Source organism: Anaerospora sp. (assembly GCF_032013335.1).
GTDB lineage: Bacteria > Bacillota > Negativicutes > Sporomusales > DSM-15969 > Anaerospora.
In genome coordinates, this window is the sequence record NZ_DALZUO010000031.1 from 1 (window position 1) to 23386 (window position 23386).

26 protein-coding genes are annotated in these 23386 nt (G+C 44.0%); all 26 read left to right on the forward strand.

What is annotated here, in order from left to right:
* The first annotated feature begins 525 nt into the window (after positions 1–525).
* The 26 genes from RTR76_RS18210 to sufB all read left to right on the forward strand — a co-directional run bounded on the left by RTR76_RS18210 (position 526) and on the right by sufB (position 23386).
* Entirely contained in the window at positions 526–783 is a 258-nt protein-coding gene (locus RTR76_RS18210) for a hypothetical protein (RefSeq protein ID WP_312523524.1), read from the forward strand.
* Positions 783–1388 (forward strand): carbohydrate-binding protein, encoded by a 606-nt coding sequence (locus RTR76_RS18215; protein ID WP_312523526.1) that lies wholly within the window; start codon positions 783–785, stop codon positions 1386–1388. The genes RTR76_RS18210 and RTR76_RS18215 overlap by 1 nt, the downstream gene beginning before the upstream one ends.
* On the forward strand, positions 1389–2894 hold the full coding sequence (locus RTR76_RS18220; protein WP_312523528.1) for a hypothetical protein: 1506 nt from the start codon (positions 1389–1391) through the stop codon (positions 2892–2894).
* A 183-nt stretch (positions 2895–3077) separates the two neighbouring features.
* Entirely contained in the window at positions 3078–3353 is a 276-nt protein-coding gene (locus RTR76_RS18225; RefSeq protein ID WP_312523530.1) for a hypothetical protein, read from the forward strand.
* Positions 3350–3850 carry a hypothetical protein gene (locus RTR76_RS18230; RefSeq protein WP_312523532.1) on the forward strand — a complete coding sequence of 167 codons (501 nt, stop codon included), beginning with the start codon at positions 3350–3352 and terminating at the stop codon, positions 3848–3850. The genes RTR76_RS18225 and RTR76_RS18230 overlap by 4 nt, the downstream gene beginning before the upstream one ends.
* Positions 3834–4133 (forward strand): hypothetical protein, encoded by a 300-nt coding sequence (locus tag RTR76_RS18235; protein ID WP_312523534.1) that lies wholly within the window; start codon positions 3834–3836, stop codon positions 4131–4133. Before RTR76_RS18230 ends, RTR76_RS18235 begins: the two co-directional genes overlap by 17 nt.
* Positions 4123–5586, forward strand: coding sequence for a phage tail sheath family protein (locus tag RTR76_RS18240; protein WP_312523536.1), 1464 nt, complete (start codon positions 4123–4125; stop codon positions 5584–5586). The genes RTR76_RS18235 and RTR76_RS18240 overlap by 11 nt, the downstream gene beginning before the upstream one ends.
* Positions 5587–5601: 15 nt before the next feature.
* On the forward strand, positions 5602–6120 hold the full coding sequence (locus tag RTR76_RS18245) for a phage major tail tube protein (protein WP_312523538.1): 519 nt from the start codon (positions 5602–5604) through the stop codon (positions 6118–6120).
* A 98-nt stretch (positions 6121–6218) separates the two neighbouring features.
* The gene (locus tag RTR76_RS18250) at positions 6219–6536 is read left to right on the forward strand and encodes a phage tail assembly protein (protein WP_312523540.1); all 318 of its coding nucleotides are present in this window, start codon (positions 6219–6221) and stop codon (positions 6534–6536) included.
* 157 nt (positions 6537–6693) lie between these two features.
* On the forward strand, positions 6694–9063 hold the full coding sequence (locus RTR76_RS18255) for a phage tail tape measure protein (RefSeq protein WP_312523541.1): 2370 nt from the start codon (positions 6694–6696) through the stop codon (positions 9061–9063).
* Entirely contained in the window at positions 9056–9256 is a 201-nt protein-coding gene (locus tag RTR76_RS18260; protein WP_312523543.1) for a tail protein X, read from the forward strand. Before RTR76_RS18255 ends, RTR76_RS18260 begins: the two co-directional genes overlap by 8 nt.
* Before the next feature lie 6 nt (positions 9257–9262).
* Positions 9263–10276 (forward strand): contractile injection system protein, VgrG/Pvc8 family, encoded by a 1014-nt coding sequence (locus tag RTR76_RS18265; RefSeq protein ID WP_312523545.1) that lies wholly within the window; start codon positions 9263–9265, stop codon positions 10274–10276.
* Complete coding sequence (locus RTR76_RS18270) at positions 10276–10755, forward strand: phage baseplate assembly protein V (protein WP_312523548.1); 480 nt, start codon at positions 10276–10278, stop codon at positions 10753–10755. Before RTR76_RS18265 ends, RTR76_RS18270 begins: the two co-directional genes overlap by 1 nt.
* Before the next feature lie 9 nt (positions 10756–10764).
* Entirely contained in the window at positions 10765–11082 is a 318-nt protein-coding gene (locus RTR76_RS18275) for a GPW/gp25 family protein (RefSeq protein ID WP_312523550.1), read from the forward strand.
* Between the two features lie 4 nt (positions 11083–11086).
* Positions 11087–11923 (forward strand): phage tail protein, encoded by an 837-nt coding sequence (locus tag RTR76_RS18280; RefSeq protein ID WP_312523552.1) that lies wholly within the window; start codon positions 11087–11089, stop codon positions 11921–11923.
* Positions 11923–13041, forward strand: coding sequence for a baseplate J/gp47 family protein (locus RTR76_RS18285; protein ID WP_312523554.1), 1119 nt, complete (start codon positions 11923–11925; stop codon positions 13039–13041). The genes RTR76_RS18280 and RTR76_RS18285 overlap by 1 nt, the downstream gene beginning before the upstream one ends.
* Positions 13034–13678: a phage tail protein I gene (locus RTR76_RS18290; RefSeq protein WP_312523556.1), complete on the forward strand. Its 645-nt coding sequence runs from the start codon at positions 13034–13036 to the stop codon at positions 13676–13678. The genes RTR76_RS18285 and RTR76_RS18290 overlap by 8 nt, the downstream gene beginning before the upstream one ends.
* A complete protein-coding gene (locus tag RTR76_RS18295) occupies positions 13671–15734 on the forward strand; it encodes a hypothetical protein (RefSeq protein ID WP_312523558.1) in 2064 nt (687 codons plus the stop codon). The genes RTR76_RS18290 and RTR76_RS18295 overlap by 8 nt, the downstream gene beginning before the upstream one ends.
* 2 nt (positions 15735–15736) lie before the next feature.
* Positions 15737–16288, forward strand: coding sequence for a hypothetical protein (locus RTR76_RS18300; protein WP_312523560.1), 552 nt, complete (start codon positions 15737–15739; stop codon positions 16286–16288).
* A gap of 333 nt (positions 16289–16621) precedes the next feature.
* Positions 16622–16828, forward strand: coding sequence for a hypothetical protein (locus tag RTR76_RS18305; protein WP_312523561.1), 207 nt, complete (start codon positions 16622–16624; stop codon positions 16826–16828).
* An 851-nt stretch (positions 16829–17679) separates the two neighbouring features.
* The gene (locus tag RTR76_RS18310) at positions 17680–18423 is read left to right on the forward strand and encodes a hypothetical protein (protein WP_312523562.1); all 744 of its coding nucleotides are present in this window, start codon (positions 17680–17682) and stop codon (positions 18421–18423) included.
* 189 nt (positions 18424–18612) lie between these two features.
* Complete coding sequence (locus RTR76_RS18315; RefSeq protein WP_312523563.1) at positions 18613–18822, forward strand: hypothetical protein; 210 nt, start codon at positions 18613–18615, stop codon at positions 18820–18822.
* A gap of 198 nt (positions 18823–19020) precedes the next feature.
* Complete coding sequence (locus RTR76_RS18320; protein WP_312523564.1) at positions 19021–19575, forward strand: flavodoxin family protein; 555 nt, start codon at positions 19021–19023, stop codon at positions 19573–19575.
* A gap of 122 nt (positions 19576–19697) precedes the next feature.
* A complete protein-coding gene (gene eis / locus RTR76_RS18325; RefSeq protein WP_312523565.1) occupies positions 19698–20909 on the forward strand; it encodes a GNAT family N-acetyltransferase in 1212 nt (403 codons plus the stop codon).
* A gap of 294 nt (positions 20910–21203) precedes the next feature.
* Entirely contained in the window at positions 21204–21965 is a 762-nt protein-coding gene (gene sufC / locus RTR76_RS18330; protein ID WP_312523566.1) for a Fe-S cluster assembly ATPase SufC, read from the forward strand.
* Between the two features lie 14 nt (positions 21966–21979).
* Positions 21980–23386, forward strand: coding sequence for a Fe-S cluster assembly protein SufB (gene sufB / locus RTR76_RS18335; RefSeq protein ID WP_312523568.1), 1407 nt, complete (start codon positions 21980–21982; stop codon positions 23384–23386).

Sequence of the window (23386 nt, forward strand, 5' to 3'; positions counted from 1 at the left end):
TTCACCGCCCGGTGGCTTCGGCTGGCGGATCTCAAGAGTTGAAGCTAGGATAGAAAACTCGGAACAGCCTTTCTAAGTTGCAATGAGCATAGCTATAAGGTCGTAGCGTTTTTTCTACTTTCGTGAAGCTTTTGTTAACACAAATATTTTATAATTTATAACTGCTGATTGAGAACTAACCTGTACGGATAAATAATAGAGGGCAATATATGCCTTTCGACACGCTGGCGGAGTAGTAGTGTTGCTTGAAGTAATGGCCTTAGAAGCTATATTGTGACAAACTGGCGATGTTTTTTGATTTAAAGCGGCATAATGGTAAAACAGGAAAATAAAAAAGGCTACCAGCGCAGATCGCATAAGGCGGCAAGCGTTTTGGTGGCCTTTTTTGTATGAATTTATGCTAACGCTTCATATTCAAGTCGAATGACGCTTGTCCTATGGCTAGTTTTGGTGTCGAGTCAACATCTTTATCGGGTGGTATTAGTGCTTTTTGCATTGATATAAAAATTAAAAGGGGAGATTTACATGACAAATATAAATGAAAAAAGAGAGGTAATAATTGACAGCTTTAGTGGGGACTCCGGAGTATTTAAGCAATACCCAAAAGACATTGTAAGCATTGCCATTGTAAATGACGGCACTAGCGATCTAGTGATTGATCTGGGGTATTGTAAGGTAGCGGTTAAACCGGACGAGGTTTTCGACGATAATATTGCGCCTCAAAAAAGTTTCGGTATCCAAACGAACGGACCATTCCGCAGCATCGTAAGGGGTGAGTGCTAATGTCTTGGTTTAAACAAAAAGGCAAAGGAACTGGATCAGGGGTAACTGACCATACTCAATTAACGAATTTAGAATATGATAAATCTGGTCATGTTGGCTTTCAAAGACAGGTTTCAGTTTGGGCGGCAGGACAGCACTATACAGTAAATGATTTGGTAACTAACAACGGATCATTATATCGTTGCATTAACAATCATACAGCAGTTTCCTTAACGGTGGACTTGGCTAATTGGGAATGTTTATCTTCCTTTAATAATGGTGGACAGGGAATAGTGCAGCGTGTTAGCCAACTTAATGTGACGGCACCTAAAACGGTAGAATTGCCCTCGAAGTTGGGTTTGGTACAAGCAAGAATATTTGTACCTGGGCAGGAAAGTACGCAAATTGACTATGATTTTGATAATGCGGATGCCGAAAAGTTTATCATTGACGGACAAAGCGGTGAACTATCGCCTTATTATATTTGGGATGGTACAATGCGTCCTAAGACGGTGTATCAATCCGTTTTCCCTGTACATCGGGCGATGGAAGCCGGAACATATGATGAAAGTGATTGGATTGATCATAGTGTATTTAAAGCCGTGGAAAAAGTAGAGGTGATATAAATGGAGACCATTAAAATTAATAATGAAACCCTCAGTTTTAATAAAATATGGTATGTAGATAATGTTAGTGGAAATGACACTACCGGAAATGGAACAGTAAATAATCCCTATGCTACGTTTGCAAAAGCATATGGGATATTAACTGCAGGCGATGCTATTAAACTAGCCGCAGGAACATATACTTCATCTAAAATATTAGCAAGAAAAGATGTTACTGTAATTGGCGAAACTTATTTAACAACACTGAAAGTCGAGTTATACTTAGCTGGTAAAGTAACTTTGACTTGCTACAGATTAATATATTCAGCAAATATAGATCATGATTTTGATACAAACAGAAACTATTGGTTTACAATAAATCTCAACAATTGTGTGGTATTAAATGATGCTAGTGTTACATCGGGTTCCTATCATTCTTACTTTAATTTAAAACTTACCAACTGTTTTGCGGTAGAAAACCTTAGTTGGATGGGTAATAGTAACATAACCCCATCTGTAGTCGTTAATAATTCAGCAACATCGTTTAAGTATTTTGTATTTTATACTGTAAAGCCAACACCGCCATATTCCTTGATAAGTGCTGCGTACAATACAGCAGATTATAATATTACTTCTGGTACTTGGAATAACGCAGGGGATCCAACAATTCTGAATCCAGATGGCAACCGATCTTCGATAGGTGTCTATGGTGGTCCTTATGCTTGGGACAATACGGGAAATAGGCCTGTAAATAAGCTGTTGTTCCTGACTAGTGATGGGATTAAAAAATACACAACAAGTTGGCAATCTGTAGAGGGTGATTGGCCTACACTTACTGACGCACACAAAAAAGCACTGTTTCTATCGGATGGGATGGATGCTGCTCTGCTACCTACAGCAGAAACTTTAGCGCAGCTAGGTAAATACAAAATCTTGCGTTATACGGACGAGAGTGTTTCTAATGCGTTAAGTCAGAAAATAACGGCTGTTCCACTTGAGCGTCTGTTTATTCCCAAGAGTTTAATCTCTATTGCAAACCTTACCCACTTCAAAAAGGCGGAATTAATCGGTACACTTAGTGGTCGGGGTGCAATGCACCTATTATTGACTACAGATTTACTCACTTACAAGACTTGGGACGGAACAACCTTCCAAAACTGCATTAAAATTAGTCCGGATGGGGCAATAAAGCAGAAATGGGTATCCGGCGTATGGACTGATACAGATTATGCAGGTATTGCCGCACATGTTAAAGTAATCGGTATTACGGCGGATGCACTTTCGAGCATACCAATGGCAGCATGGGATAGCATGATTATTGGTCAAGCTGGGTATGGTTTTGCGTACTTGCCTACAATTGAAGCAAGCACGGATGTGTGCACAAACGATAAAATGACTATTACAACTATTAAAGGCGGTAAGTATCGCAAGGCGGTGCATTCTGCTGAGTATGATGTTGAGTATGAGACACAGGATCATGTGATTTTGAAACAATCTGGCGACTGGGAAATCTTATACATTAACTAAGGGGAAAGGCTGCTTTAGTATCTAGATAAAACAAGAATGGCCACTTGGGTGGCTTTTTATTTGAATCATTTTACAAACGAGCAGCAAGTATATGGCGAGTAAATTCCTATTGCTCTCTAATTTAAAAAACTAACCTGCTGATTGGGTGTGAACATGTACGGATAAATAATAGAAGGCAATATTATGCCCTCTGGAAAGGGGAGACAAAAAGTCTCCTGTATTGGTGCACAGGTAAAAGACTGTCGGCGCACGCTGGCGGTCTTTTCTGTTATCCGGAAGTCGGGTGATGAAAGTCTGGCTTCTGATCCTATGGAATCAATTACTAAGGAGGTCAGGATGAATAGACAGCAGCAGGCCAGACAAAAAGCGAGGCTGCCGACACAAACTGCTGCGCAGCGGCCTGGACAACTAATGTCCAGTGATCGAAGAGCGCGAGATAATGCGGGGGATGGTAGATGAGCACACCACTAATTTTAGTAAATGAGCTTTGCACACTCATTGAACACGCAACCCAGGATATATTGCTGGAAACAAAAAATGGTGCTTTTCGCGCTCCGGTCATTATCCCGGGCTTTTTCGATGAAGAGGATTCCGGTGCGGGAAAGCCGTCCCTGGCAGAGGAAATAGAAAGGTCTGTACCGTTTGTTATTGTTCGTTTTCTCTCCGGGGAAGAGCAGGCACAATCAGGGAGTGCAACTATTAAGATTATTGCCATGACGTATGCAAAACAAGGCCAGAGCTGGCGGGATACGATGAATATTCTGGAAAGAATCCGGCAGGCGATTTTTCGGTCAAGGCCGCTGGCCAGACAGTTTAATTTGCAAATGCCGGTGAAATATGAAATGCCCGAAGATAAGCCTTGGCCTTATTTTATGGCCTGGATGACTACCCAGTGGGAAATCGCCAGGCCTTTATTAACAGAAATGGAGGAAGGTATGTATGGAGAGTACGAGTAAGCAAAGCAAGCAAAAAGCGCCTGCAAAAGCAGAGCGCTTAATTTATTGCGGGCCTAATCTGCCGGGCGGCCTATTACAGCGCAATGTCATTTTTAAGGGCGGGATTTCCCCGCACTTAAAAGCAGTAACCAGCAAGTGCCCGGAAATCAAGGCACTGTTTGTAAAGCCGGAAGACTTAAGCCGGGTAAACACTGCGCTTGGTCAGCAAGGCTCATTAGAAAACTTGCGCTATCAGGCAGTAATGGATTTTATTAATAAAGGAGGACTTCAGCGTGGTTTATAAACATGGTGTCTATTCGTCAGAAATTCCAACATCGATTATTCCGCCCGTAAAGACTTCGGCCGGCCTGCCAGTGGTGTTTGGCACTGCCCCCGTACATTTGGCGACCAATCCGATGCCGGCCAACAAGCCAGTTCTCTGCTATAGCTATGCAGAGGCAGTGGCTGCTTTCGGCTATTCTGCCGACTGGGAGAAGTACACGCTTTGTGAATTTATTTACAGCCATTTCTCTTTGTTTAATGTGGCACCGATCGTATTGATCAATGTACTTGATGCAACAGTGCACAAAACAGCAGTTACGGATAAGGCGATGACAATCGAAGGCGGAACAGCAATCATTAAAGGTGAGCCGGTTATGCTGGATACACTGGTAGTAAAGCTTGTGTCTGCAGGTCAGCCGTTAGTGAAGGGTACCGATTATGTAGCTGGCTATAATGATGATTTGAATGTAGTCATAACACCTGTACAAGGTGGTGCCGTTTTAACGGGACAAACGTCGCTGGTTATTTCTTATACAAAGCTGAATCCTGAAGCAGTCAATAGTGATGACATTGTCGGGGGAATTGATGTCACAACAGGTGAAACGGAAGGACTGGAGCTGGTATCCAAAATTTATCCGTTATTCCGGCTCGTGCCAGGACAGATTTTAGCGCCAGGCTGGTCGGGTGATCCGGTGGTTGCAGCTGTCATGCATGCGAAAGCCAGAAATATCAATGGCGTTTTCCAGGCAACTGCGATAGCGGATATTCCCACAACAGGCACAGCGGCTGTTAAGCAATATACGCAGGCACCGGCCTGGAAAAATACTAATAACTATGTTGATGAGCAGTTGATTGTCTGCTGGCCGAAGGTCTCTCTTGGCGGGAAACAGTTCCACTTAAGTACGCAGCTTGCCGGGATCTGCTGCCAGACGGATGCAGCCAATGATGATATTCCCTATGTGTCTCCTTCCAATAAATCGCTGCAGGCGAATGCGGCAATAACGGCTGAAGGCAAAGAAATCTATCTCGATTTGTCTCAGGCAAACTACCTGAATGGGGAAGGTATCGTAACAGCACTCAATTTTATCGGCGGCTGGAAAGCATGGGGCAACCGTACTGGTGCATACCCGGGCATCACTGATATTAAAGATACTTATATTCCGGTCCGGCGAATGTTTAACTGGATCGCCAATACGCTTATTCTTACCCACTGGCAGAAAATAGACGGTCCTATTACCCGCCGCTTTGTTGAAAGTCTGGTGGATAGTGCTAATATTTGGCTTAATGGATTAGCGGCGCGCGAAATGATTCTCGGTGGACGGGTAGCGTTTTTGGAAGAGGAAAATCCAACTACTGATCTATTGAATGGTGTTTTCCGCTTGCATTATTATGTGGCTCCACCGGCGCCGGCTGAAAATATAGAAGAAGTAATTGAGTACGATACTTCGTATTTCAAGTCTTTATTCGGTGAGTAAAAGGAGGTAGGCAACGTGAATCAAATTCCAGAGAAACTAATTAATTTTCGCGTATATGAAAACGGCGTTAATTTTGCCGGTATCGTTGATGCCGAGCTGCCAGAGCTGGAGTCAATGACCGAAACGGTGAAGGGAGCCGGCATCGCCGGTGAATATGACAGTCCGGTTATTGGCCACTACCAGAGCATGACACTCTCGCTTTCATGGCGGACTCCAACGCCTCGCTTGCTGTCATTAGCAGCACCTAAGGTCCACCAGCTGGATTTGCGGGGGGCAATCCAGGTCAATGATGCGGCGAACGGACAGTATAAAGCAGTACCGTTGCGGGTAACCGTGAATTGTACTCCCAAAAGTACGAAACCAGGCAAGCTTGAGGTAGGTTCACCAACAGAGTCGTCAAACGAGTTTGAAGTAACCTACATGAAAATCTGGTATGACGGTAAAGAGTATATCGAAATTGATAAACTCAACTTTATTTGCAAAATTGATGGTGTCGATTATTTGGCTGCCGTCCGCCTGGCTCTTGGTGGTTAAACAAGCAGCCGTACCCTGAACGGGTACGGCTATTGTTTTTATCGGTGGTAAACAGGCTGCTATGAATATGATTTTTGCATACATAAGGAGGAACAGCAATGGACGTTCAGGCAAAAATAGCAATGGAAGAAAAGGGACTCACGATTGTACGGTTCAGGAATTCGTTACAGTTTGAAGGTAAGAATTATGAGGCTTTGTCAATGGATCTCGAATCCTTAACCGGTAAAGATGTCATTGATGCTGAAAATGAAGCACGGGCATTAGGGGTTCGGGCAGTGATGCTGGAATCCAGTAAAGAATATCAAGCTATCATTGCTGCGAAAGCAGCTCATGTAACGGTAGATTTAATCAAAGCATTACCAGCAAAGGAATTTAGTTCGGTAACCGGGGAAGTACAGGGTTTTTTGCTCGGTTAGGCATGGGGGCGAAGCCATCTAAACTGCTGCGGAGGATTGCCTTGCGTCTTGCCCAGGAAACACACGCACCGGTTACGCACTGGCTGAATACTCCCTTGTTTGAATTAAATGAATGGATTAGCACGATTATGGAGAGTCAAAAAGGGGTGAAGCGTCGATGAGCCGTATGTATGAAATTGCTTTTGGTATTATGAATTCGACCTTCTCATCGGCTTCAGAAAGAATGACTCAATTAAATACCCAAGTAAAGAGTCTCAAAGCCGAAATGAAAAATCTTGATGGCCAATATAAGAAAAATGCAATTTCGGTATTAGAGTATTCTGCCTCCTATGAAAAATTAACAGCCAAAATGTACAAAGCAGAACAGCATCAAAAAAGCTACGAAAAGACCTTTAGCCTGCAAAAGAAAGTGGAACAATCCCGTACAAATGCCAAAAAGAACATAATGGATGGCATTGGAGCAGCAAAAATGATTAGCGGCCCTATCTTTACGGCAATGAACTTTGAAACCGCTATGTCAGACGTTGCCAAGCAAATCGACGGTGCCCGGAATGATGCCGGTCAGCTGACCGATGTTTATGATCAGGCACAAAACCGGGTTATGCAGGCGAGCAAAGATATGAGCATTGGGCCTGAAAACATGGCCAAGGCATTTGCTGCAGCAGGTAAATCCGGGGTACAGGGTATAGAAAATATTGATAAATTTGCCCGTATGGGAACGATGATGGGCAAGGCTTTTAAGGCACCAGCTGAACAAGTTGGCGCAGATTTTGCCAGAATCGGCAGCAATATGGGGCTGAATTTGCAAACTTCTCAAGGTATGGCGCAATTGGAAGCCCTGGCAGATACGGTTAACTATTTGAATGGCCGGACCCATGTTGCCGGTACGGATATGATTAGTGTATTAAAAGATACCAGCACAAATGCTGCGTCGATACTGCCTACACTGTCCCAGACAACTTTAGCAGGCATGTCTGCCGCGCTGCTGCATATGGGTGAATCGAGTGAAGCCTCCGGTACTGCCTTAAATACCTTACTTGCAAAAGTTTCGAATGCTCCGGCCCAATCAGAATCCTTTCAAGCGGCGTTGGCGCAGCTTGGCATGTCAGCGGAAGAATTGCAGTCAGGGGCGCTAACCAATGCAGAAGGAACTATGATGAACCTCTTTGAACGCATTCAAGGGTTAGACGGGGCAAGTAAAAAGAATATATTAGCTGAGTTGTTTGGCCCAGAGAACATTGATAATATCTCGAAAATATCGCGCAATTATGAAGAATTCCTGCGCGTAATAAAAATGGGGAACGCCGATGCTGCTAAAGGCAGTCTAACAAAAGGGTTTAAAATTCAGTCCCAAAGTCCAGAACGCAAACAGGAGGGCTTACAAGCGGCTATTGCCCGTATGGAGATCAATATAGGCCAACCGGTATTGCCGGACTTTGCTTCTCTCTTGGGTTCATTAAGTAAAGCTGCAGATTGGATTGGAGAAGTCAGCAAGGAATATCCAACCTTAAGCAGCGCAGCTTTTAAATTAACCGGTGCGGTGATAGGTACCTCAGTGGCACTCTCCACCCTTTCCTGGGTTGGCTGGTCGATCATTTCACCGTTTGCCAGTATATATCAATGGTCAAAGAGAATGGAACTGGCTGCCCGTTTAAGTGCTGGAGCCCAGTGGGCCTGGAATACGGCAATGTCAGTAGGAAAGGCTGCAATGGGTATAGGAAAGCTTATTCTACGGGTAGTATGGACGGGAATAGTTACGGCAGCTACCTGGGCCTGGACAGCAGCGCAGTGGGTTTGGAATGCCGCTATGGTAGTAGGAAACGCCGCACTGGGGATAGGACAGCTTATTTTGCGGGCTGCATGGACTGGCATTGTTACTGTAGCCACGTGGTCCTGGACAGCAGCCCAGTGGGCCTGGAATGCGGCTATGGCAGCTAATCCCATAGGCTTGGTCATCGCGGGAATAGCGCTGTTGGTTGGAGCCGGATATTGGTTAGTTTCAAACTGGGCTACCGTTCAAGTTTGGTGGAACCAGCTATGGAATGATCCTGCAGCCGCATTGCAAAGCTTTATTGATGGGATTTACAGCCGTTTTGGTCCGGTTTTGAATTGGTTACGGGATAAGAAGAAAGAATTTAAAAACTTTTTTGGCGGCGGCGAGATTTTGTATGATGCTAACGATCATGTTAGCCCTAAAGTGGCCATGCAGGTACCAACTCAGGCCAATGGAACGGGAGCGGCGGCACTGGGTATTCCCTTGACTGGCACTTCTCAAGGCATGTCGCTCGCGACAACTGCAGGACACATGATGGATAGTAGTACCCCCTTCAACGAGTTCGTCAATGGATCGACTGCCAGCAATAAACGTGAGGGGGTAAGCTTTACGTTTAATCCATCCATTTATCTAAATGGTGGGGATTCGAATGTAGAGAGTAAGCTTCGTCAAGTCGTACAAGATGAAGTAGGTGATTTTGAATCCCGCATGACGGCTTTTATGGAACAGCAAAGGAGGCTGGAATATGCGTAGATATACAACAGTCCTTGGTGATACCTGGGATATGATTGCTTATAAACTCTATGGTAATGAACATTTGATGTCAGTATTGATTGAAGCCAATCCACAATTCCAGGAAATAGTACTATTTTCAGCCGATATGGTGATTAAGGTTCCGGAAGTAGCGACTGCAGCTACAACTTCCCTGCCGCCATGGAAGAGGTGATAAGAAATGCAAGCTCGCAGAGCGAGACTAAAGCTATTATATAATAATAAAGATATCTCAGCCGATTTGGCGGCCTATTTAAAAAGTTTTTCGTACACGGACCATGCCAGTGGTAAAGCGGATGATTTACAAATTACCGTCGAGGATCGGGATGGACGATGGATGGGTGACTGGATGCCGGACAAGGGGGCAACGTTAAAAGCGGCCTTGGTTACCGAGCATTGGCAGGAGCAAGATAAGACGGAAGAATTGCCTCTCGGTATTTTTGAAATAGACTCGATTGACGGCAAAAGCTCGCCAACAGAGATAACGATTAAAGCTCTGTCCATTCCTGAATCATCATCACTCCGGGGGGAAGAGAAAACACGCAGCTGGGAAAAAGTAAAATTATCTGCGATTGCCGGGGATATTGCAAGCAATGCCGGGTTTTCCCTGTTTTATGATACGGAGGATGATCCCGAGCGGGACCGGTTAGAGCAAACAGAACAGTCTGATTTGGCATTTTTGCAGAAAATATGTGAAGATGCGGGACTTTCGCTCAAAATTGCTGATCAGCAGATTGTTATATTTGACGATGAAAAGTATGAATCGCTGGATCCGGTGATGACCATCAAACGTGGGCAGTCCTGGATAGTAGATCATAGCTTTTCCACCTCTACGTGCAATGTCTATTCGGCTTGTAAGGTTGAATACTACTCTTCCAACAATAATCAAAATATATCCTATACCTTTACGGCGCCTAACAAGCCGGCAACAGGGAAAACCCTTGTTGTTAATCAGCGAGTAAGCAGTCTCGGCGAGGCTGAGCGATTGGCAAAAAAGAAATTACGCAAACAAAATCGCGAAGAAACGAAAATGTCATTTACGCTGATAGGCGATGTTCGATTATTGGCGGCCACAACAGTATTGGTTGAAGGATATGGGAAATTGAATGGCAAGTATTTTATAGAAGAGGCTGAACATACTGGCTGTGGGTACCGGGCAAAGCTTGATTTACGTAAGGTCTTGGAGGGATATTAATGGATGCGGTTTTGAAAAATTTAATAAGAGTAGGCAGGGTATCTTCCACTGATCCAGCGCAGGCAACCGTCCGGGTAGTATTTGAAGATCGCCAAAACCTGGTGTCCTATGACTTGCCGGTAATTGTCCGGCAGAGCCTGCGCAATAAAGATTACTGGATGCCCCATGTGGGAGAACAGGTTGTCTGTCTTTTCCTGCCCAATGGCAATGCCCAGGGATTTATCCTGGGCTCTTTTTATTCCACTAATGACAGACCGCCTGTCAATACAGGGGAGAAACGATGTGTGCAGTTTGAAGATGGCACACACCTTGAATACGACTGCTCGAACCACACGTTGACGATTATCGCCCAGGGGCCAGTTCATGTTGTCGGTCAAGTAACAGTTACAGGAGATGTCATAGCTGATGGCATCAGTCTTAAAAACCATGCACATGGCGGTGTACGTTCAGGCGGAGATACAAGCGGAGTACCAGTATAGGAGGCAGACATGGAATTTATAGTTTCAGCAATAGCCAATAAGAATAAGGTCAATTTTGCACCGTCTAGCGTTATGGAGGAAGTCATACAAAATGTGCAGACGATAATAGCTACACCTATTTATTCGACTCCGCTAAACCGTTCATTCGGTGTTGATGCCATTATGCTTGATTTGCCGCTGCCAGTATTGCAGGCCAAGTTAGCGGCTGAAATTGTGCAGGCCATAGAAAAGTTTGAGCCCCGGGTCGCAGTTGTGAAAGTAAGCTTTACTGGTAACGCTGAATCCGGTAATGTAAAACCCTATGTCGTGCTAAGGTTAAAGGGGTGAGGCAATGAGCATCGGAACATTTGGCCCAATTACGTTTGAAATATCGGCTGAAAAAACACGGACTTTTGATGATTTTAAACGGAAAACGGCGGCAAAATTTGAACAGCATGACATTATTGGGTTAAAACCCAAATTGGAGTTTATTGCCCCCGGCCTGGATGAAATTTCGTTCCAGGTCATTTTATCTGCCTATCTGGGACTGAATCCATTCAAAGAAGCGAACCTGCTGCGTGACATGGTTACAAAGGGTGAGGCTAATACCCTGGTTATCGGTGGTAAAGTGCTAGGCAGTTACATAATTGATAACATGAATGAAGCCTGGAAATATATCGATAGTCATGGCAACATTTTTTACATTGCTGTTGATGTGAGCCTCAAAGAATACTATGTGGCTAGTGATGCTGGTACCAATCCTGTTTCGACTGCTGCGGCTGCAGAAGAGCAGAAAAAGGAGCAAGTAACGAAACAGGTAGAAGTACAGGCAAAAAAAACGGGTTTCTCTGCGCAGAATTTGGCTGATCTGGTGACGGTTGCTGTAAACGGAGTGCGAGATCCTTCACTGGCAGCGACCAGCATATCATCAATCTTAACGGCAACGCAGAATTTGCAGGATAACAGTATGGACAGTCAAGCCCAAAACGCCTATGGAAGCTTAGGCTTAGATGCAGCTGGTCTAGTTACTCAATCTATTACAGACCCAATGACCACAGCCATTCATGTATTGGCGAGAGTTTCTGAGACCGAGAATGCTGATAAAATGGCAGCAGCGAAAGGAATTTATGGGGCAAAAGCTGCCGGTACCGTATTACTGGTCGCGCAGCGGCTGAAAGGAGTGAGATAATGGCGTTTGATGATTTACCATCAATAAGTTTTGTTGATACTGATGCAGCGAATATTGAGGCGGCAGTAATAACGATGTATGAAGGGATTACCGGACGGTCACTTGCTCAGGGTGATCCTGTCCGGTTATTTTTACAGGCAATGGCTGCGATTGTTATTCAACAACGAATTCTCATTAATGAAAGTGCAAAGCAAAACTTGCTTGCCTATGCCCAAGGCACTGTACTGGATCATATGGGTACACTGGTTGGTGTAACCAGATTAGGAGCGTCAGCAGCACAAACAACGATTCGTTTTACCCTTTCTTCTGTGCAGCCGCAAACTGTGACAATTCCGGCGGGAATTCGCGGCACAACAGTCAATGGAATTGTATTTCAGGTAGCTAACCCTATTACCATTCCGTCAGGAGCTGTATCTGGTAATGCGCCGGCAGTTTGTACGGCAACCGGTACAATTGGGAATGGGTATGTACCCGGTCAGATCAACCAATTAGTCGATCCTCTTCCCTGGGTACAGTCTATTGCCAATATTACCGAGAGTGAAGGCGGAGCGGAACAGGAAGATGATGATGCGTACCGGGAGCGTATTCGGCAGGCTCCGGAGAAATATAGCGTGGCTGGCCCGGAGGGGGCTTATCGCTTTTGGGCCATGTCAGCTAATCAAAATATTGTTGATGTGTCGGTGAGAAGTCCAAGCCCTGGCGTCGTAGAGCTCAGGCCACTGCTCAAAAATGGTGAGATCCCTGGTACGGAAATTTTGGATACTGTGTTAGCGAGTGTAGGGAATAAAAAGACTCGTCCATTGACTGATCAAGTCATTGCCTTACCGCCGGAAGGCGTAAGCTATGATGTTAACCTGACTTATTATATTGACAAGGATAATATTACGAAGACAACGGCCATTCAACAGGCAGTTGGCCAGGCAATCAATGACTATAACGTATGGCAAAAAACAGCAATAGGGCGGAGCATAAATCCGACAGAGTTAATTGGACGGATGCGCGCCGCTGGAGCCAGTCGTGTAGAGGTAGAACTGCCTGAGTTCCTTGCACTGGAAAAATATCAGGTAGCGCAGGTTAACAGGGTAACAGCAGGCTTTGGAGGTATCAGCGATGGTTGATATAGCGCAAATTCAGCTGATTGATTTAGTTCCGCCCAGCATTAAGGATGATCCTGCTATTCAGACAGCAGCGGCGGTGCTTGATACTGAACTGCGAAAAATAACCGCTGCTATTTCAACAACCCTTTTATTACCCCGGCTTGATGAACTGACAGAGGATATTGTAGATAGCTTGGCCTGGCAGTTTCATGTTGACTTCTACGAGCCGGGAATTAGTTTAGCTCAAAAACGAAAACTCGTAAAGAATGCAATTGAAACTCATCGCCGCAAGGGGACGCCGCATGCGGTAGAAGAAGTTGTAACAGCAATTCTTGAGGATGCGGTCGTTCAGGAATGGTTTGAATACGGTGGTGAACCGTATCATTTTCGCGTCATTAAAATAAATGGCCAGGTTACGGCCGAAATGTATCCGAAACTAAAAAAGGCGATCGATACAGTAAAAAACACGCGCTCCTGGCTGGAGGGCGTTTCTTTGTACCGGGAAATGATCGGAACTGTCTACATGGGAGGAGCCTGCAGCAGTTTGAAAACAGTTACAATTCTGCCGGCGGCATTCTGGGCACCTCGTGTCTCGGGAACGACTTACTGCGGTGGCACTGTTTATAACCGAAAAGGAGTTGAAATTAAGCATGCCTAATTGGAATGGCACATTATTGACAGCTAAGGGAAGAGCCTTGCAGGCCAAAGTGGAAGCAGGGGCTGTCATGACCATAACCAAATTGAAAATTGGTGATGGGACTATGGGAAGCGGGCAAACCGTTGATGCCTTAACTGACTTACTAGCGCCCAAGAAAAATCTTGGCATATCCGCGCTAACCCCCTTAGAATCAGGAGTTTGTAAAATAACGGCTGTAGTTACTAATGCTGGATTAGCAGCGGGGTTTTACGTTCGAGAACTAGGCGTATATGCGCAAGATCCGGATTTGGGGGAAATCCTATATGCCTATACGGCCGATGGAAGCCCGGATTACCTGCCGGCAGAGGGCGGTACTGTCGCAGTAGCTGAAGAACTGGTAGTTCAGCTAGCTTTTTCGAATGCTGCTAATATTAAGGCGACTATTAGCCTGGATGGGTTGATTACAACGGCTATTTTAAATGCTCATAAGAATGCAGCTGTGATAGATCATCCTGATGGCAGTGTCACAGACGCTAAAGTGGGTAACCGGACTATAACAGATACGGTTACTGCAGCAGAAGGGGCCGATACACCAACTCGCCTATGGAGTAAGCTTGGCAACATGGTTAAGCAAATCACCGGTAAGGCAAGTTGGTGGGTACCTCCTGCAATAACTTTGGATGCAATTAATGCATTAATTGCATCTACTGCGGCGGCCGGAAAGCTGCTCAAATTAGATGGTAATGGACAATTGCCTACTGGAGTTACCGGGAACGCAGCAACTGCTACCAAACTCGGTACAGCTAGGACAATAGCCATAAGCGGCAAAGCCACAGGAACATCAACGGGCTTCGATGGAAGTGGAAATATTGTCATACCTGTTACGGCAGTTACAGCAGATAGCTGCACAGGAAATGCAGCAACTGCTACAAAACTAACGACTGCAAGAACGATAAGCTTAGTAGGAGATGTAGAAGGGACTGGGACATTTGACGGTTCGAACAACCTTTCTATTGCCACAACAGTAACAACAGGATTACCCATAGGCTTTACCTTCTCGATCTTGGCAAATACGCCTCCTGTTGGAAGTCTAGCTCTGGAGGGCTCCCTGGTAAGCCGTGCTGCTTATCCTGATTTATGGTCCTGGATTCAGGGCAATGCGCCGTTGGTAACGGAAAGCGCTTGGCAGACACAGGCAGCGGCACAGTCTTCAGTCGGAGCATATTCTAGTGGTGATGGTAGTACGAATTTTAGATTACCGCGTATAGTCGATATTGTTAAAGGTAGTGATTTTAGTAGGCCGCCTGGAACTTGGCAAGCAGATGCCTTACAAAATATAACAGGCAACATCTATAATGTTGCACATGGCAGAAATGTAGGTAGTACCGCAAATGGCGCATTTGCATTATTCAATACTGGGCAAGTAGGTAATGCTTCCGATGGTGGAGGTCAAACCGAATCTTTTAGCTTTGATGCATCTCGGGTTGCGAGAACTTCGGATGAAACACGCCCTAAATCTATTAGTATGCTGTATTGCGTCAAGGCTTTTGGTGCTGTAACCAACCAGGGAGCGGTGGATATTACAGAACTAGCTAATACGGTAGTTGGAAAACAGGATGATCTAAAATATATTGAAATTCACGACGAAAAAGCTTCTGGAAGCAGTGGTGGGACTTTTACTTCTGGAGCTTGGAGAACTCGCACTTTAAATACTTTTTCCGCCAATGATGGTAGCATTGCAACTTTAAATACTAATCAAATATTCTTGCAAGCTGGTACCTATATTGTAGATGCGTCTGCCCCTGTTATGGCAGTAGATTTAAACCAAATGAGGTTATACAATATCACGGACGACGTTACCCTGCTAACAGGGACCACGGAAAACTCATTTGCGAGCTTAGACGGAAACAGCGTAATTACTCACGCCTTTTTAAGTGGTAAATTTACACTGCCTGCGCCTAAAGTACTCGAACTGCAACACCGGTGCAGTTCCACATGCACGAACTATGGGTTTGGCTACCCGTCCAGCATGGGAATAGAAGTATACGCAGTTATAAAATTTTGGAAGGTGGGCTAATAATGGACATTGCACTTGTGCTAGATAAAATACGCCCTGGTGCAGCGTGGCGAATGTCGGATACCTATTTTAACCTCGTTGCTACATGGGAAGACGCGCAGCAAACATGCCCGACTGAGGCAGAGATAGAAGCTGTATGGGAGGAAATACAGGCGGGGCCAACATTGGTCGAAAGCAAGTATGCTAAACTGCAGCAAATTGATACTTGGACAGCCACCGCAATAACGAGCGGCTTTGCATCGGCTACTACCGGCATAGTTGCCACATACGACAGTACGGAAGCTGATCAGCAGAATATAATGCTTATGCTACAAGCAGCACAGACTGCAAGCTTTGCCACTCATCCACTCTATAAAGGGCAAATACCGATTCGGGCAGTGCTGGAAGGTCAGAATTGCAAGCAGGTATTACAACATAATGCCGCACAGATGCAGCAGCTAGTAATAGATATGGCGCTTCATATAGGAACGTGTAAACAAACGGGATGGAAGCTACAGGGAGAAGTTGCTGCAGCCAAAACGGTAGAAGAAATAGACGCTATAAAATGGCCTTAGTAGGGGCCTATTTTCATTTTGGGAGCGAAAGAGTTGAATTACAAAGATTTGATTAAAGCAAAACCTTTAGGTCTTTCTGGCGTTTAATATTGTACAAATTATAGGGAAGTTACATAAACAGGGAGTGCAGCTAGATTGCTGCCGATCTTGCTATATATAGTTCAAGCCTTCCAGCGATTTTCTGGAAGGCTTTTTTGCACTTCGATGAACTCGTTATCGAGTAATGAACGTATAGGCATAGAAAAAATAGGAAGTCTGGTGCAAAAGAAGTAAAGTTGCTTTTGTTGTGGTATAATTTTGCTTAATTATATTGCAGCGAGGAAGTGTTTTTATTTGATATGGTTAGTAGGTCTTTTCGTTTCGGGGATGATGGTTTTAGCTGGGGTTTCTGTAATAATAGATCCTAATGAGGTTTCTAGCATAGCCGTAAATGGATCAGTGACATTGGCTTGTGCAGTGCTGACTTGGTGGTTTTATAAAAAATACAAAATTGCAAAGGCGCTAAAAAGTCAGGACATAGACTTGAAGAATAAAAAGTAATTGCAATAAATGAAACGTATAAAAAACGAGGAATGGAGCAATCCATTCCTCGTTTTTTCAATTAACGATCTTGATGGATATTATCTCTTTTAGGAAAAGGTTTGTAGCAGTAAGTAAATCTTATTACTTGATGAGAAGTTGCTTGGCGGAATAAAAACGGATTGTACTTACTTATTGCCTTGTTCTATAAGTGTAATTTTTGATGAATGATTCGTTGATATTCTCTATAGCTGAGTGGTAGATGTCCAGAGGCTAGTAGTATAGCCGCAACAAGCATAGGAAGTGAGTGGAGTATTGCTGCTGAAACCAGGAAGAAGAGAACTGGACTGACTGCCACGGGAATTGGTATATGCCCCATAGGCAGAAAGAGGGCTGCATAGTTGCGAGCAAATCTAAAAAAGCGTAACCAGCAAGCGTAATAGAAGAAGAGTAATAGGAATAAACACGTTAAATAAAAATAGCTTGCATTGTTATTTAATAGGATTGGATAGAACAGCGGAATAACTGTTACCCCTATTCTTCCAATACTTTCTAATATTAGTAGAATAAGAGGCTCGTTTTTTTCTTTAAATTGGAGCGTGTTGATTGGTGGAAATAAGAAACATAGAAAGTTAGGAAATAGCATAAGTATTGGAATTACAAGACTAGACCAATAGAATGTGGGAAAAAACATCTTTAAACCTCGTTTCTAAGTAAGTTTTAATCGTAAGTCTTTTATGTTCTAATTCAGGTAATGGTCACTTAAAATATCTCCCTAAGAGGGTGGCCGTTGAAGGTCTGTTAATTAGTTCTGTCAAATGTATATTATAGTAATTATTATACTCAATCAAATCAATTATCAGGAGGTGCCTATGCTTAAGACCATTGATGCTTATATGTACGCTTTTGGTGAAATGCGAAGAAGATCAGCGTTTTGGATTCCTATAGCTTTACTCTATATGATATTAGGTAGTATTCGGGATGCTTTTCCTGAAGATTGGATTTTAAAAGGGCTCATAGCAATTCCTGAAACTCTTTTATTTCTTGGCATTGTCAGCGTAAGCATATGTGCAATAACAAATAAAGACTACAATTTCGAGGATGTTATTCTTAAGCCTATCATTTATTGCAAGGCTTGTATTCTTTCTATCTTAGCTGTTTTATTGGGTTGTATTGTATTGCTGCTTCCAACCGGATTTATTCTTGTATTAGTTCACTTAGCTAATATCCCATTAGGTTCACTGATGATGATACCGATATTTATAGCACTATTCCTATTGAGTCTGTTCGTATTTACAAAGTTCTTTTTCTCGCAATTTTATTTTTTTGATAATAGAACATCAATAATGATAAGCTTGAAAGAATCATGGAAAAATTGCACTTATAAAGTTTCACTAAGCATCCTTTTGTCTGGTGGCTGGTTTATTCTTCTAAATTCCCCATTACTCATAGTAGATATGGTACTTCGTGATTTTTACCTGCATTCATCTTATCTTATTATGCCGGTACTACAACTTTCAGGCGCCCATATGTATATGCAATTGCAAAACAGAAAAGTAAAAGATATGGTAGAGGAGGATATAGTTGTTCATCAGGACAATGGGGTCTGTGGATGATAAGGGCCGCGAAGGCTCTTATTTTATGCCTAAGTACGGGAGATAATTGTCATGTTCCCTTGCAACCCAATTATATACACTCCCTGCATTAAGGATAATCTTTTACTCTCAGGTGCCCCGGCAACTAGGTTCCGCATATACTATTAGCAGCATAAACAATCTCCGAGCTTATCAAAAGGGGTGTAAGCTATGAAGGTCAATAAGATGCATGTAAAATTTAATTATGACAAGAATAACAACGTGCTTTCCGTTTCTGTTAAGCAGCCTAACCCATCTGACTCCAAACAGGGGCAAGCTGGCGACCTTATTCGTCAAGCAGGTTTTCCGGTGCTGCAGCTAATTGAATTTGCAAAGCAGGCAAAAAACAAAGCAAATCAGGAATTGCAGCAAGATAAATAATCTTTGCGCTCGGCATCTATATGCTTGAGCGGTTTTTTTTTGCATTATAATGCTGCTAATATCTTAGGCTGTGATAATCTTGCCTAGCTGCTTTGGCGGCGGCAGGTATATAAACGGTTACTAGGCAACAAATAAGTGCGTACTTGTTAGCTTGCAGCAGAATGAGTATGATTAGGAAAAAAGGAGGTTGATAAATCAATGCCAAAAAATATACTCGTTTTGACAGGCAGCCCGCGCAATAGCGGTAATACTGATAAGCTGGCAGAGGCATTTATGACTGGTGCCCGGCATTCAGGACATACGGTTGTAAAATATGCAACTGCCGGCAAAACTATTAAAGGCTGTATAGACTGTAAGGCCTGTTTTCAAAAAGGTCAGGCCTGTATTATTCCGGACGATTTTAATGAACTCGCACCGCTGTTAGAACAGGCGGATATGCTTGTATTTGCAACACCTTTGTATTGGTTTTCCTTTCCGGCACAGTTGAAGGCCGCTATCGATAAATTCTATTCTTATTTGATTGCCGGCAAGGATTGGAAAATCAAAGAATGTGCGCTGGTAGTCAGTGGCGGCGATAAGGATGAGGCAAAGTTTGCCGGAATCGTCGCTTCGTATAAGCTGATTGCTGAGTACCTGCACTGGCAGGATAGAGGTGTCGTTATCGTACCGGGATTGCATGATAAAGATGATGTTTTGAAGACGGATGGGTTAATAAGAGCTGAAGCATTGGGCAAAAGTATTTCCACAGATTAAAGGCTGGTCCAATAGAAATGTGCTAATCTGTTTCTAAAACCGCATTTAGCTCATCTCCGTCTGGTATAATATAAGTTAGTTGTGCTAGTTGGTTGATTACTTTCGGAGATGAGAGGTTTCATATGGGTAGAGAAAAAAGATTAAAGATGCAAAAGGTTGGTATGGAGCATCTGGAGCAGTACAGTCAATTGCTCAGGTATGTTTTTCAGGTGACGAATAATGATTTGCATAAGTTTGGCTGGGAAGAACGGGACATGGTTTTGGCCAAATCTCCGGTATTGGAGCAGGCCGAAGTTCATGGCTGGTTTGACGGGGATAAGCTTGTATCCCAGGTCGCTGTATATCCTTTCCAAGTGAGGATTTTTGACCGAACCTATGATATGGGAGGGCTTACCGGGGTAGGTACTTTTCCGGAGTATTCCAACCAGGGTCTGATGCATAAGCTGTTATTTCAGGCCTTGGCAGGTATGCGTGAGAAAAAGCAGTCCATTTCTTATTTATATCCTTATTCCATTCCTTACTATCGTCGAAAAGGCTGGGAAATTATTTCAGATAAAATTGTATTTGAGGTAAATGATTACCAGCTGCCAAAGAATAAACAGGTTCCGGGGGAAATTGAACGGGTCGATATTGAAAGTGACGAATTAAAAGCCGCTTATGAACGCTTTGCCTATCAGAGTCATGGGGCAATGCTGCGTAATAATCTGGCCTGGAATGAATACTGGTTATGGGATTATGATGATTTAACTGCAGCAATTTATTACAACGAAGATCGGCAGCCCGACGGTTATGTGCTATATTGGATTGCTGATGAAGTTTTTCATATTAAAGATATGATTTTTGTTAATGAGGAAGCTCGCAGTGGACTCTGGAACTTTATCAGCGCCCATTTTTCCATGATCTCCAAGGTCATCGGCAATATTTATACTGATGAGCCGCTGGCGTTTTTGCTGGAGGATGCGGATATAAAAGAGATTATTTCACCGTACTATATGGCGCGCATCGTGGATCTGGAACAGTTTATTAGTCAGTATCCCTTTAAGCCGGACAGCCATGAACGGGTATGGACTTTTACACTGGATGATCCATTGTTGTCCTGGAATCAAGGTTCCTTTACCTTGTTGATTCAGCCTGATGGAAAAGGGGAGATAACACGTACGGGAGAGCGCAGCGGCTCACGGATCGATATTCAAACGATGACAACGATGCTCATGGGATATAAGCGTCCGGAATATTTACATAAAATCGGCCGGCTTGTATGCAGTCCGGAGCTTGTTGATATGCTGGAAGATTCAATTGAACATCAAACTCCGTATTTTTCGGATTATTTTTGATTAGAATTTCGCTTGTCTCAAGGGTATTTTCATGAAATCTAAGACTTGATTTTTTTCCTCTAAAGGAATAGTATAATAAGTAATAACACTGTTCGACCAGAATGAGCTGGAGATCAGATTTTCTTAGGAAAATTTGATCTCCTTTTGTTTATTATCAGCGGGATGCCAGCAAGTCGGCGCCTTGACAGCTATTCAAAAAGGAAATAAAATAAGAATAAATCCGACTAATCCAGTTTGAATAGTCTGAATTGGATTTTACCATAGTATTACTACGAGAAATAACGAGGTGGAGAGATGACGGAACAACTTTTATCCATATGCGGCTTATATGCTGCTGTCGATGGTAAAGAGATTTTAAAAGGAGTAGACCTTCAGATCAATAAGGGCGAAGTCCATGTAATCATGGGACCGAACGGCTCAGGTAAATCCACGCTGGTAAACCTGATCATGGGGCAGCCGAAATATGAAATGACGGCAGGCAGCATTGCTTTTGAGGGAGAGGATATTTCCGCGCTGAAGATTCACGAAAGAGCCCGCAAAGGGATTTTTCTGTCATTTCAAAATCCGGAGGAGATTCCCGGCATTACCGTAGAAAATCTGATCCGAACTTCACAAAATGCCATATCGGGTGAAACAGTAAAAATCATGGCCTTTAAAAAGAATCTGCAAAAGGCAATGGATGCTTTGAAAATGGATACCGCATATGCTTCACGGCACGTAAATGTGGGGTTCTCCGGTGGTGAGAAGAAACGCAATGAGATATTGCAGATGATGATGCTCAATCCGAAGCTCGCTTTGCTGGATGAAACAGATTCCGGTCTTGATGTGGATGCGGTTCGTATTGTTTCTGCAGGCGTAAGCCGCTTTAAAAATGCTCAAAATGGGGTACTAATTATTACCCATAATACAAAAATTCTGGAGCAATTGCAGGTAGACCGGGTACATGTTCTGATGAATGGCAGGATTATCTGTTCAGGAGATGCCGGACTTGTTGATAAAATCAACAGCGAAGGGTATTCTTCTTTAGTTTCCGGAGGCTGTAAAAACGCTGGCTGAGATGAGGTGAGTTTATGGATAAGAAGAGAACAGAGGTGGCCGATATTGACCGGGGCCTCTATGATATAAAAAATGCAGACCGTTCCCGCTACAAATCGGACAGCGGGCTGACGTCCCAGATTGTGCTGGATATTTCCCGGGAAAAAAAGGACCCCGAATGGATGCGCGATTTCCGGCTACAGGCATTGGACATCTATTATCAAACAGCGATGCCATCCTGGGGGCCCGCTTTGAAAGAACTGGATATGGACAGTATTGTTACCTATGTTCGCCCTGATACCGAAATGAAGGGCAGTTGGCAGGAAGTACCGGAAGATATTAAGAACACCTTCGAACGGCTGGGGATACCTCAGGCAGAACAGGAATCGCTGGCTGGTGTAGGAGCACAGTATGACTCGGAAGTGGTATATCATAATGTCAAAGAAGAACTGGTCAAACAGGGTGTTATATATACCGACATGGAAAGTGCGCTTAGAGAGCACGAAGATGTCGTGAAACAGCATTTTATGAAGCTGGTTACTCCCAGGGATCATAAGTTTGTAGCACTCCATGGGGCCGTATGGTCGGGCGGGTCTTTTGTATATGTGCCGCCTGGTGTAGAGGTGGACATTCCGCTGCAGTCATACTTTCGTCTGAATGCTCCGGGGGCTGGACAGTTTGAGCATACCCTGATTATTGTGGATAAAGGAGCCAAGCTGCATTTCATTGAAGGCTGCTCGGCACCCAAATACAATGTAACCAACCTGCATGCCGGTTGTGTGGAACTGTATGTTAATGAAGGGGCGAGCCTGCGCTACTCGACCATTGAGAACTGGTCACGGAACATGCTTAATTTGAACACCAAACGGGCTGTAGTAGAGAAGAATGGCAGTATTGAGTGGGTGTCTGGTTCTTTTGGTTCTAAGATTTCCATGCTCTATCCCCGCAGTATCCTAAAAGGGGAAGGGGCAAGAGCAGAGTTTAACGGTGTAACATTTGCTGCCGAAGGGCAGATACTCGATACCGGTGCTGCGGTCGTTCATGCCGCGCCCTATACCTCCTCCAACATCAGCTCACGCTCCATTGCCAAAGGCGGCGGAATTGCCGTATATCGCGGTGCGGTTAAGGTCACTCCTCAGGCGCATCACGTCAGGTCGTCAGTCAACTGTGAGTCGCTGATGCTTGACGATCTTTCCCGCTCGGATACTTTGCCTGTGCTGGATATTTTACAGGATGAAGTAGAGATCGGACATGAAGCAAAAATCGGGAGAATCAGTGAAGAAGCGATTTTTTATCTGATGAGCCGTGGTATCAGCGAAGAAGAGGCGAAAGCGATGATTGTACGAGGCTTTGTCGAGCCGGTCGCCAAAGAACTGCCGCTGGAATATGCAGTGGAAATGAACAATCTAATTAATTTGGAACTGGAAGGCGCCATAGGCTGA